This is a genomic window from Trichocoleus sp. ST-U2, assembly GCF_039961875.1.
Lineage (GTDB): Bacteria > Cyanobacteriota > Cyanobacteriia > Cyanobacteriales > FACHB-T130 > FACHB-T130.
Genome location: NZ_JAMPJY010000062.1, coordinates 15,036 through 27,243 on the forward strand (window position 1 = coordinate 15,036; position 12,208 = coordinate 27,243).

At 47.1% G+C, this 12,208-nt stretch carries 7 protein-coding genes and 3 pseudogenes; 6 read left to right on the forward strand and 4 right to left on the reverse strand.

Translation table 11 applies throughout. The annotated features are described in order from the left end of the window. Window positions 1-99 precede the first annotated feature (99 nt). Together NC996_RS25710 and NC996_RS25715 are read right to left on the reverse strand one after the other, a co-directional pair. Window positions 100-1,263, reverse strand: coding sequence for a response regulator (locus NC996_RS25710; protein WP_190415137.1), 1,164 nt, complete (start codon window positions 1,261-1,263; stop codon window positions 100-102). A gap of 486 nt (window positions 1,264-1,749) precedes the next feature. Beyond that, window positions 1,750-3,948, reverse strand: coding sequence for an ATP-binding protein (locus NC996_RS25715; RefSeq protein WP_190415136.1), 2,199 nt, complete (start codon window positions 3,946-3,948; stop codon window positions 1,750-1,752). Between the two features lie 421 nt (window positions 3,949-4,369). On the opposite strand from NC996_RS25715, the gene NC996_RS25720 reads away from it, so the two are divergent. The 4 genes from NC996_RS25720 (at window position 4,370) to NC996_RS25735 (ending at window position 9,897) form a co-directional block, all read left to right on the forward strand. Beyond that, a complete protein-coding gene (locus NC996_RS25720; protein ID WP_190687151.1) occupies window positions 4,370-5,503 on the forward strand; it encodes a HetZ-related protein 2 in 1,134 nt (377 codons plus the stop codon). 260 nt (window positions 5,504-5,763) lie between these two features. Beyond that, complete coding sequence (locus NC996_RS25725) at window positions 5,764-6,951, forward strand: hypothetical protein (protein ID WP_190687140.1); 1,188 nt, start codon at window positions 5,764-5,766, stop codon at window positions 6,949-6,951. A 295-nt stretch (window positions 6,952-7,246) separates the two neighbouring features. Further along, window positions 7,247-7,930, forward strand: coding sequence for a Crp/Fnr family transcriptional regulator (locus NC996_RS25730; protein ID WP_190429039.1), 684 nt, complete (start codon window positions 7,247-7,249; stop codon window positions 7,928-7,930). A gap of 194 nt (window positions 7,931-8,124) precedes the next feature. Beyond that, window positions 8,125-9,897: a M61 family metallopeptidase gene (locus NC996_RS25735; RefSeq protein WP_190687142.1), complete on the forward strand. Its 1,773-nt coding sequence runs from the start codon at window positions 8,125-8,127 to the stop codon at window positions 9,895-9,897. A gap of 258 nt (window positions 9,898-10,155) precedes the next feature. Here NC996_RS25735 and NC996_RS25740 read toward each other — a convergent pair whose 3' ends face one another. Further along, the gene (locus tag NC996_RS25740; RefSeq protein WP_190687145.1) at window positions 10,156-10,584 is read right to left on the reverse strand and encodes an MAPEG family protein; all 429 of its coding nucleotides are present in this window, start codon (window positions 10,582-10,584) and stop codon (window positions 10,156-10,158) included. Between the two features lie 9 nt (window positions 10,585-10,593). Beyond that, window positions 10,594-11,020: pseudogene (locus NC996_RS25745) on the reverse strand (DUF6220 domain-containing protein). 89 nt (window positions 11,021-11,109) lie between these two features. Here NC996_RS25745 and NC996_RS25750 point away from each other — a divergent pair. Further along, window positions 11,110-11,908, forward strand: a pseudogene (locus tag NC996_RS25750) (LuxR C-terminal-related transcriptional regulator). A 155-nt stretch (window positions 11,909-12,063) separates the two neighbouring features. Next, window positions 12,064-12,208 (forward strand): annotated as a pseudogene (locus NC996_RS25755) (IS630 family transposase); the annotation flags it as partial.

Consider the following 12,208-nt stretch of genomic DNA (forward strand, 5'->3'; position numbering starts at 1 on the left):
TTCTCAGATGCATAAATGAGACGCTTTGGCACACACTATTGCTGTGTTCCGGATAAGCTTTATATTGCACCATCAGCTAGCTGCATTAATTCAGATGAATTAATAAAGTAGCTTTGCTTGATGGAACAGTTGAGTTTGCGTACCCAAGACTTCGTAGAGGTCAACTGCTTGCTGCTTACCGCGAGGGATCACCCGGTCAATCAACCGACACTTGAATAACTCCGGTTGTCTCATCTGGGCAATAACGGCATCACTGGCAAGGATGTGACAGCCGTAAAGCTTTGTCAATTCTTCTAGACGGGCGGCAGTATTCACGACATCGCCGATTACAGTAGAGTCCATGCGCCGGTCTGAACCCACTGTCCCAATCATGGCAACGCCTGTATGAATGCCGATACCAATGTTCACCGGCTGCTCCAGGTTGTATTGTTGGCGATCGCGATTAAACCGATTTAAGCTGTCTACCATCGCCACCGCCGCACTTAAGGCATCCTGTCCGTGGTTTCCCGTGCGGTCAAACACCGCCATCAGCGCATCTCCCAGGAATTTATCAATAAATCCATAATTGATGGCGATCTCTTGATTCATCTGGGTAAAGAAAGCGTTCAGCCACTCAAAGGTGTCGCTGGCTGTTTGAGTTTCAGCGATCGCGGTAAATTCCCGAATATCGCAAAACAAAATCGTCAATTCTTCTTCCCTGGCATTTCCCAGTTGAATTGACTCTACCCCTTCGGGTGCAATGCGTCTCAAGAATTGATCCGGCACAAATAGCCGAAACTTCTCTGAGAGATATTCATTGATTCGCCATGCCGCTGATAGTTGACGCTTCGTTTTTTCTTTAATTTTTTCCTGCATTTGTTGCCCGGAATGCTGCGATCGCATCTCGATCAAACGCAGAGTATTTGCAATCTTTTTCAAAAGGAGAGTAGTTTTAATCGGCTTGGTGAAGTAGTCATCACCTAATATTTCCAACCCCCGAAGCTTGGATTCTTCATCATCCAAAGCCGTCAAAAAAATCACCGGCACCGTTTGTAGCTTTGCATCCTCCCGCAACCGGCGACAAACTTCAAAGCCTCCCAGATCCGGCATCATCACATCCAGTAAAATCAAATCTGGCTGAAAATCTTTGACAACTTCCAGTGCTTGAACGCCTGATGAAGCTATTAGAGTTTCATATCCTTGTGAATACAACAACTCTTCTAGCAGCAATAAATTATTGGGTTCATCATCAACTAACAGAATGCGCGGCAAGGGCTTTGTCATGGGACTGACAATATAAGTGCAAGTGGCGCTGTTATGGAAAACTACTTCTGTTAGCCACCATTACACTCGCGCCTATGATTTTCCTTCAGTGTAACTACTTAAAACAGTTGTTCGCTGAACCAGTAATTCTAACTAGATGCCCCTGACGATTCCTAAGCTTGACAAGTTTTCTTTCAGTACAGGTAGGTAGATAGATGGAAATCTAACTCCTCCGAGGTCGCCGGTAACTGAGAGAACTTTAACATTATTGAAACACAGGACTTCGGTAAAGACAATTAACCATCTGGTAGATCGAAAAACAAACCGATCAAGAGATGATCTTTCTCCCAAAGATAGATAGCCCTTTGGTGATAACAATTCTCGATTGAATGCAGCAAGGTTTAACCCCACCCCATAGACCTAGAGGGCTGCCACACCTCTCAATTTGCAGATTCAAATAGGGTATAGGAGCAGGGTATCCTTGCCCCTCATGGATTCTTTGGGGTTCTAATCCTGCATAAAAGAGCGGACGGTAGTCGTGAGGAGATCGATATCTATTGGCTTACTGATGTAACCATTTGCCCCAGCAGCCAAACAGCGATCGCGATCGCCCGCCATTGCCATTGCCGTTACTGCAATTACTGGCACCGACTTCCACAAGCGATTGGCTTTGAGCTGACGGATAATTTCAAACCCATCCACCCCCGGTAGTTGGATATCCATGACAATCAAGTGCGGCAGCGATTTAGGCGTCACAAAGGGCGATTGCAACGCTTCCATCATCGTGCGACCGTTATAAATTAACTCAACTGCATACCCTTCTAACTCAAGTACATCAGAAATCAATGCCTGATTGAAAGCTTGATCTTCCACCACCAAAACTCGCTTGGCATTCCCAGAAGATACACCACCTTTGAGTAATGATGACTGCTGTTGGCTTGGCACTGGGTTCGCTGCCTCTGTCAACGTCTGACTCATTTCCGTTACCGGCAACCAGACGCGAAACGTACTCCCCTGATTTTCCACCGATTCCAGAGAGACGGTGCCGCCGTGGAGTTCCGCCAGTCGCTTCGTCAGCGCCAAACCTAACCCAGTTCCTTCATGTTGCCGCGTTAAGGAAGCATCCACCTGCTGGAAAGGGCGAAACAGCAAATGCCACTTATCTCTAGAAATCCCGATACCTGAGTCTTTGACTTCAAGGCACAAGAAAGGCGTGCTAGGATTCACCGGGCTGCGATCCGGTCGAAATTCCCCAATCAACTGGGTGCCATAAGCCAGTCGTCCACTCAATTTAATTTGCCCGCGATCTGGGGTAAACTTGACAGCGTTGGAGAGCAAATTAATTAATATCTGGCGGACACGGCGTTCATCTAAAGATGCCTGCCCCAGCCGATAGTCTATTTCTAGGGTTAAGGCAAGTCGCTTTTTATCCGCACGGGGTTGAATCATTTGCAAACACTGCCTGCAAAGATCCAGGATGGAAACTGGCTGGAGTTCGAGTTCTGCCTTTCCGGCTTCTATTTTGGAGAGATCCAGAATGTCATTAATCAACTGCAACAGGTGTTGACCGCTTTCTTCCATCACCCGCACGTATTTAATCTGGCGTTCGTTCAAGGAACCGGCAATTTGCCGCAGCAACAAGTCCGAAAACCCTAAAATGCTGTTGAGGGGTGTCCGCAGTTCGTGGGACATGGCAGCCAGAAACTCAGACTTCATTTGGGAAGCCCGTTCTAAATTCTGATTAATTTCGCGCAGGTGTTCTTGCGCCTGTGCCCTTTCAATGGCAACGCCCAGCGTGCGACAAGCGACCAGGAGTATATCCTGTTGGGGAGCGTCCTGAAGTCTCTGATGAGTGCGAGATTCCAGCGTCAAGACGCCAATAATCTTGCCATTGGCGGCGGGAATGGGAAAAATGCCCAGTTGACCAATTGCCGGATGGCGAAATGCCGACACTGCCTGGGAATGTTTAGAATAATCGTCAACAAATACTGGCTTGCCGGTTTCTACGACTTGCCACAATAACCCTTGACCATAGGGAATCCCTCGATCGAGAAAGGCTTGCATCTCGGCAACGGCAGCTTCGCCGTGAGTCGCGATGAATCGACCAGAAATTTGATTGGTGAGAATATCGGCATAGGCATCAATGCCTTGACCCGTAATTACCTTGACATCGCCGAACGCTGCACCCATTGTCTCCACCAGATAGGAAAGTGCAAATTTTCCGATTGTCTGCAAGTCGCTGGCAGGCTGCAACCGTTCCATCAAACCTACTAAAAAGGTCAGCCGCCTCACCTCAGCGTTTAAAGTTACCTGGTAGTCTTGATACCTGGTGACATCGCGGAAGGTAAACAGGCGTCCCCCATCACTCGTCAGTGTGGTATCTATCTCTAGGCAGATACCGTTAGATTGCTGTATGGGAAAGGAAATGTATTCTGTTTCGGTTTCGCTAAGGGCTGAAGCGATTTGTTCGCTCTGCTGCTGCGACCAATAGCCCTGCGCCACCACTTCAGCCAAGACTTCGCTACAATGCGGCTGTAGACCCAGCCATTCGGGGGGAAGTCCCCAAAGAAGACTGAATTTTCGATTAAACAAGACTAAGTGATGGGAGCGGTTAAACAAAGCGATCGCATGGTCTACTGGATTCAAAATGAGTTCTTGTTCCTCCTTTGACTGTTGCCCAGCAGCGATTGTCTGCTCTGGTTGCATAGTTTTTTGAGAAGTTGAGGGTGAAGAAGTCGGGAATCAGTCTAGCACCGTCTGAATCTTGTTAATGTGGCTTTCATCGTCAAAAGTAAACCTTTCTTAATCATTCTTTACTTAACAAAATCTAACATTATCGCTCATGAGTTGACCAACTAAATGTTGTGATTCAACGCACAAGGCAATAAGATCAAAATCTCACTCCATAGATGTTAGGAGTCAAACTATCCAGGGTGGTGCGATCACTTCTATCTCAAGGTAGACATGATGAAATAGAGGTCAGTTGCTCCTTAAATGGGTGAGGTGAGAGATGAGGTTTGTAGAGCAAACTTTAAATCAGGAAAATGAGTTTGAAGTCAGTCTTCCTATGTCTGAATTTCCGGCTTCAAAACTGAAAACTCAAACGATGCTAAATACTCAAAACTCCATGTCACTGGCCCAAGAACTGGCACAGAATTGGCGAGAGCAGATTGTAGCCGACTATCCCGACTCTAGCGCAGCAATGCAAGAAAGTATTACGCGCTGGCTGATCGGAGAAGATTTAGAACGATTTGAAGCCCTGAACCCAAGCCAGATGACAATTGCTCGGCAAGCAATGGAATATCGTTACCGAATTTTACGGCAGCGCTATTTAGGCGTGGGGCCAGAGCGTGCCTATCGGAATCTTACGACTCGCTTGGGCAGCTTAGTGCTGCTTCGCAATAAAATCCGTACTTGGGTGGCGCTTTCGCGCGATCGCCAGCGGGCAGTGGTCGATGTATTGCAAGAAGTAATTCAGGAACTATTACACAGCGATCGCTACATTCAACAGCAAATTGCTTGGATTGCCCAATGTACTCCTAGTGATACTCGCCTCCGCAATTCCCTACTGATGACCAGTATCGAAGAGTATTGCCTCAGACCGATTCGCAACCAACCGCTGTTAGTGTATCGGTTTGTGAATTATCTGCGGCGTTCCCAGAGAGGCGGCATGACTCACGTACCCGATGGCGAACTGGTACGGCTGGTTTCCGAAGAAGTGACGCCCGATGAAACAGACAGCCCGGTGAGTTTGCTAGACGCTCAAGCAGTCACTCAGTACCAAGAAAATCAAGTTTGGGAAGAACAACAAGCGTTACGCACCACGGTCAAGCAGGAATTTAAAGACTATCTAGCCGAAAATGTGAGTCAATCTGCTGCTGATTGGCTGACACTGTATCTGCAAGGCAAGTCCCAAGAAGCGATTGCTAGCGCCTTAAACCTACAGATCAAAGAAGTCTATCGACTGCGCGAAAAAGTCAGCTACCATGCCATTCGCGTCTTTGCCGTTAAAAGCCAGCCAGAATTAGTTGCCAGTTGGCTAGAAGCGTCATTGCAAGAACACAACCTGGGGTTGACCCTAATCGAGTGGGAGCAATTCTACGCCACTCTCCCCTCCGTGCAGCGCCAGTTGATTGACGGTTTGAAAGCAGGCAAAACCCTAGACGCGATCGCTGCTGAGTTGAACCTGAAAAATCACCAAGTCATGGGCGAATGGAGCAAACTCTATCTAGCCGCTCAAGCCTTGCGGAGCAATTCTTAACCTAGTTTTCGACAACTAGCAATATTTTCTTCCCAGAGGGGTAGCATAACTATAACTATATCGATAAAACTGATTTATTCAGAACAATGTGCTAGATAATAGCTGAAACTCGATCGCAGGGGCATCTAGGATATTCACAATTCAAGTTCTGTAACTCGCCATGACCGCACTCGGAGTAACCAAGCTGCGGCTGGTGATTACTACTGGTGCTGATACCCTCTCCACTTCTTTTCTGAGTGGCTCTGATAGATGCAAATCAAATGTTTAGATTGATTGACAAGCTCCTGCCCTTTGAAGCCTGTCTGTACTATCAAATTTTGCCCATCACCTTAGAAGGCACCTGCCTGAAACTGGGCATGGTAAATCCAACAGACACAGTCTCGTTGGATTATGTCCGTCGTATCCTAACTTATCAAAACTACTCGTTAGAAACCCAGCCGATAGCCGCTGACGCTCTCCAGGCAATCCTCAGCGCGTACTTGAAACACAATACGGGCATCGGCAAACAACAAGCCCATACCGAACCGCCCACGCCGGCAACTGGACACTTAGACACGCAGCCAGATCGAGAAAGCCCAAGCAAAAATTCCGATCCGATAGAACGGCAAACCCTCCCAACTCTGATTGTCGATAGTCCGGAAGAACTGGTCGAAGTGGAGGCAGATCGCCCCAACACTCAAGTGCCGCAACCAGCTCCAGAAAAACCTTTGAGAAAATCGCCGCAAGTGAAGCGCAACGCCACAGTTTCACCCGCTGGCGATCCCTCCCCCCAATGGCAAGAGCGATCGCAGCATCACTTATCTGGTTTCACTGCTAATCTGGCAGCCCTACCACCCCAGCAGATGTTAAAAGAATTGTTAAAGCGGGTGCTGAATGGAACCATCGATCGGCTGGATTGCGAACGACAGCTCTATGAAGGAAACATTCTCTGTAGTCGAAACAATGTCTTGCAGTTTGCGATCCCAGGATTGGCGCTACCCATACTTCAAGGAGTCATCGACGAGCTAAAGCGAATCGGAAATCTGCAATTAATGCCAGTCGAACAAACCAAAGTGGTGGAGATTGAGCGATGCTATCAGCACAATCATCTGTTACTGCGCTTGCAAATCATCCCTGGTGAGTACGGAGATGAGGCAGTTATGCAAGTGTTTCGCGGAGAAGCTTTGAGAGCTTATCAGCAGCAGCAACTAGAAAATCTCTGGGGGGAAGCTTTAAATCTTGCCCAGAAACTCCAGCGCAAGATGAATCAGATATGCCATGCCAGCGCCTCAGACCCAGTTCTCCGTGCTTCATCTCATCCCGCCCTAAACCCAGCTCAGATAGAAGCCCTGCCAGCCGTGCATCACTTGCTTACGAGCATCGAGCAACAACTGGAAGGACTCAAACGAATGCCCAGCGATCGCGCGAACCTTGATGCTAAGTCAAAGGACAATATGGCTCATCTGTGATGTAATGAAGAGCGTAGGAGTAACCAGCGTCTTGCCTGACAGCTGAAGAAAAAAGCATGAATGCTCTAAGAAAGAGGCAGATCGCGATCGCTGAAGCGATGGATGAAATCAAGGCTGTAATGTGCCACCGATTGCCTTAGCCTGCACGAACGAATTCGCACCCGTTGCAGTAGGGTAGGATAAATCATAAAGGATAAATCGACGAATATCCCGGCTTAGATAATCGTATTTTCCAGACTTGCTCGTTCAAACTTTAAACTTGATAATTCATACTTTATAGTTCACACTTCCTTTCATGCAGACCAAAGCTTTTTCTGAGCTGTTTCCCCTCTTTAACACTGCCGCTCCAGAGACATTAGAATGGCTTTTGTCTGTCGCAGTCGAGCACGAGTACCCATCAGACAGAGCGGTTTTGATGGAAGACGCTTGGGGCAACGCAGTTTATTTTGTCGTGTCGGGTTGGGTGAAAGTCCGACGACTCTCTGGGGAGAATGTCGTTACCCTAGCAATCTTGGGCAAAGGTGATTTTTTTGGGGAAATGGCAATTCTTGATGAATCTCCCCGCTCAACCGATGTGATTGCCCTCTCACCTGTAGAATTGCTCAGCGTCTCTGCCCAACGCTTCATTCAAACCCTCTTCAAAGATCCACAGTTGCACCACCGGATGCTGCAACTGATGGTGAAGCGTCTGCGCCAAACGAACCTCCGCTTTCAAATGCGTCATCAACCCCCAGCCGTAAAATTAGCGAACACGCTGATTGCTTTGGGAGAAAACTATGGTGAAGCCACTGAAAAAGGAATGGAAATCTATAATATTCCTTCTAAAGATTTGGCTAACGTTACAGATATTGGTGTTGAAGACACTAGCAAAATTATCGAGAAACTGGAAAGTAAAGGTTGGATTAAAATCGATCCGGCGCAGGAGACGCTCCATCTTCTCAACATCAAGCAGCTAACACATCTAGCCGGACGAGTTTAGTTGTGAGATTCCAGATGTTCAGATCCCTGGCTTCTCTCGCGAAGTTGAGGATCTCCCCTGCGCGAATCATTTAGGACTTATGTCGTTAATCCTTATCTCTACTAATTGAAAACCGAATTTCTGACTACCGGCTAACCACTGACCAAAAATTGCTAGTTAAATTAGTGGATATCTACGATTGATAAAAGCTAAAAATGACAGAAGCAACAGTTGTTCGCCGCGATCGCTTATCCAATACCGCACCAAAAATTCATTACCAGGTGGCGATACGGGAGCCGGAATCGCATCTTTTTGACGTAACTTTTACCGTACAAAACTGGCAGTCACCGATTCTCGATTTAAAATTGCCCGTTTGGACTCCTGGTTCCTACTTGGTGCGCGAGTATTCTAAACATTTGCAAGATTTTTCGGCTGATTCCAGCGAACAACCTTTAGCGTGGCGCAAGCTTAGCAAAAATCACTGGCAAATAGAGACAAACGGTGTGTCGGAAGTTACGGTGCGTTACCGAATGTTTGCCAATGAACTAACAGTGCGAACCAATCATTTGGACGGGACTCACGGTTATTTTAACAGTGCTGCTCTGTTATTTTATATACCCGAATTTGAAAAACAACCCATTCTAGTGACGATTGTGCCGCCCAAACCCGAATGGCGCGTCACAACTCCATTACCCACGGCGGATGGGCAAGCGAACACCTTCCAAGCGCCCGATTTTGACACGCTGGTGGATAGTCCTTTTGAGATTGGTTGCCACCAGTTGTATCATTTTGAAGTTTTGGGAAAAGCTCATGAGTTAGCCATCTGGGGACAGGGGAACGCCGAACCAGAGCGGATTATTGAGGACACGCAGAAAATTATTGGGGTGGAATCCCAGATATTTGGAGGTTTACCTTATGACCGATATGTGTTTCTGTTGCATTTAGCTTCCACGGGTGCTGGAGGTTTGGAACACAAGAATGCTTGCACGTTGAATTACAATCGCTTTGGTTTCCGCGATCGCGAGAAGTACAATCGCTTTATGCAGCTGGTCGCCCACGAGTTCTTTCACCTGTGGAACGTGAAGCGCATCCGTCCCAAAGGATTGGAAGTGTTTGATTATACTGGGGAAAACTATACCCCTTCTCTGTGGTTTAGTGAGGGGACGACCAGTTATTACGACTTAGCGATTCCGTTCCGAGCGGGAATCTATGATGCAAAGTCTTTCTTGAAGGAGTTAGGCAAGGAAATCTCGCGGTTACAAACGACACCAGGGCGGCTGGTGCAACCGGCGAGTGAATCGAGTTTTGATGCCTGGATTAAGCTGTACCGACCGGATGCCAATAGTGGGAATTCCCAGATTTCCTACTATCTGAAAGGGGCGATGGTATCCTTTTTGCTGGATTTACTGATTCGAGGGCGTCATAGCAATCAGCGATCGCTCGATGATGTGATGCGGCAAATGTGGCAGCAGTTTGGACAGCCGGAAACGGGCTTTACTCCAGAACAATTGCAGCAAGTCATAGAATCGGTGGCTGAAACGGATTTGAGTGACTTCTTTAAGCGCTACGTTGATGGAACCGAGGAGTTGCCCTTTGACGAGTACCTGAAACCCTTTGGCTTGCGGTTGGTGGTTGAGGAAGAGGAACCCGTTCCTTTTCTCGGTGTGACGGCGAAGACGGAGAATGGGCGCGAGGCGATCAAATTTGTCGAAGCGGGTTCTCCAGCGCAGTTAGCAGGAATTGATGCGGGAGATGAATTGCTAGCAATTGACGGCTTCCGAGTGACGGCGCTTTCTTTGAGCGATCGCTTGAAAGACTACCAACCGGGTAATACGATTCAGGTAACGGTTTTCCATCAAGATGAACTTCGGATGCCACTGGTGACGTTAGCAGATCCGCGCCCAAGTGCTTACAAAATTGTGCCAGTGGAGTCTCCTGACGACGCCCAAAAACACAATTTTGCCAAGTGGTTGGGATCGGGATTCTAATGGGCGAACCGACAAAGTCGGCGCTTCGCGATCGCATATTTCACATTCAGTTATCGTGAGAATGCGATCGCTTTTTCTTCTCCTAGAGGGCGATTTTTTCAGTCGGATTTGACGGATTAGGAGATGATTGCTCGATTCGCACATCCAGAGTTTGTCCACCGTTTACATGATTGTTCCAATCTCAATTTGATGTCTGGGATCGATCGCACGTCTCAACCCAAGTGGCTGAATAAATGACGCAAATTTATGAAAGCATACCTACGCGCCAAAGTAAGTAAGGGCGGCGCGGAACGCGATGAACCAAACCGAGAGGGTAGCGAACAGATAGAGGTAGAACCGAAGCGTAACGAGATTGAATGTACAGTGGACGGCGCTATGCAATCCGCGAAACCCAACGAAGATCCACGCAGCGGTTACGTACACTATCTCTACTTGTTTTGTGACGAAAAGGTAGAGTACGAGCGCATAGAAAAGTACCGGAATCTCGAACAGATTTTTTAGGTTATCTGATGGATTGGATACGTTTCGCGGCCAGATTTGTGCGGGTGTGCTAGATGCAACAAGGTCTTGCGGACGGATCTTCTGGCTTTTGATAAAACCGATCCGACGAATGTACATATACACCCAGACTAGGAGTGTCAGAAACAGTGTTGCAAAAAAGGGACTAAAGATTGCCTCTTGTGTCATCTCTACCTCTTAAACTTGTTCATTATGCCGATGATTGAGCGATAGGCTGCGCCATACACGATGGACAAGGCTTGAAGAAACGTAGGTAGAGTAACGAAAATCCTATCAAAGGGTGTAGTATCTCTAGGTGCAAAGGACTCTTGAGATGAATGCTGACAAACTGTAGTGCCAGCAGCACGGGTAGACTCGCAGTGAGGCGTTGTATTTGAGGTGGAAATGGGGTGAAAAATGACCATCCTAGTAATACTAATGACAGTCCACCATATCCTCGGACTAGCCAAACGTGAATATTCCACCATGCAGGACTAATAAAGTAGGCGATTCCGACTGTCAATAATTGAGTAATCAAGCATAGGTTAAAGATGACTGAAGTCGCATAAAAGCCGACCTGCATCGCGCGGATAGAAGTGCGATCGATTTCTGGATTGATAGTCATATCAGGGGATTATTGAGATTAAAGCTAATATAGGCTGAGCGCCTTAATGCTTCTAGACCTCGATCGGGTACACTTTAACCCCTTCACGTATGACAAGTTCCTTAGAGCCTCTGTTGTCAGCGATTCGCCAAACCCATAGCAAATCCGACCTGCGATCGCAAATCGCGCCAAAAATTGGTGAATATTTTGCAGCGAAACGATGGGCAATTTTTTTTCTTTAACCAACTGCCCTTAAGCGATCGCAATTTTCAGAAAATCTTGAAAATTGCACTCTCAATCGAGCATAATCCTGTGGCGCGTTATTTAGCAGAGCGCTATGCTCCGGTTCACGAAGCATTAGTGACAACCCCCAAGACTTGGAAATTAATCTGTCCTCGTCCAGATCACTGGCATGTGATGGCAGGACCTATCATCAATCACGGTCAAATCGTGGGTGTAGTCGGCTACACACGTGACAAAATAATGCCTGCCTTTGATAGCGAAAATCTAGTCGATTTAGGTGCCATCTGCCTGCACTTATCGAGTTGGGTTGCAACAGTGGATTCACAAAGCATTTTTGCAGGAAAGTCACAGCACCAACCGTTTAATAGCGGTTTCCTTCAGAACGGCAAAGCCGAACGTTTAACAGCTCGTGAGTTGCAAATTGCAGAATTGGTGGCGTTGGGGCAAACCAACGCGGAAATTGGCAATCAACTTTGGATTACTGAAAATTCCGTGAAGCAAGCTTTAAAGCGAATGTTCCGTAAGCTTGAGGTTTCATCCCGTGCAGAGATGATTGCACAGCTTTCAAATATAAGGCTTCATTCATCCAGGGCAAACTCAGATTTATTTAACTCGGTGCTGAATTCCCACTCATCACCTTTCGGTTGTGTTTCCACTAAAGATTAAGTGGTTTGACAGTTGCAATCAGCGGCTGCTAAAGGCTGTGTGACTTAACAAACAGCTGTTATAGCAAGCGAAGCAAGGGTTAGGAAATAATAGAAAGGAGTGAACAGGAGAAAAAAATGCCCGCTCCCTACAGTTACGACGTGAGAATATAAGTAATAGGGGCAATAGATAGAGGGATGGGAAAAAACCAAGCTAGTAAAATCTTCAACATTAGTCGAAATACAATAAACTTATGGCTTAACAAAAGAGAAGAAACGGGAGATTATAGAGCCAAGAAGGGATATCAACAAGGGTATGGGG

Excerpts from the sequence above, each read along its gene's own strand:
- NC996_RS25710 (WP_190415137.1), bottom strand. The coding sequence starts at position 1,263 with ATGACAAAGCCCTTGCCGCGCATTCTGTTAGTTGATGATGAACCCAAT.
- NC996_RS25715 (WP_190415136.1), bottom strand. The coding sequence starts at position 3,948 with ATGCAACCAGAGCAGACAATCGCTGCTGGGCAACAGTCAAAGGAGGAA.
- NC996_RS25720 (WP_190687151.1), top strand. The coding sequence starts at position 4,370 with ATGTCACTGGCCCAAGAACTGGCACAGAATTGGCGAGAGCAGATTGTA.
- NC996_RS25725 (WP_190687140.1), top strand. The coding sequence starts at position 5,764 with ATGTTTAGATTGATTGACAAGCTCCTGCCCTTTGAAGCCTGTCTGTAC.
- NC996_RS25735 (WP_190687142.1), top strand. The coding sequence starts at position 8,125 with ATGACAGAAGCAACAGTTGTTCGCCGCGATCGCTTATCCAATACCGCA.
- NC996_RS25730 (WP_190429039.1), top strand. The coding sequence starts at position 7,247 with ATGCAGACCAAAGCTTTTTCTGAGCTGTTTCCCCTCTTTAACACTGCC.
- NC996_RS25740 (WP_190687145.1), bottom strand. The coding sequence starts at position 10,584 with ATGACACAAGAGGCAATCTTTAGTCCCTTTTTTGCAACACTGTTTCTG.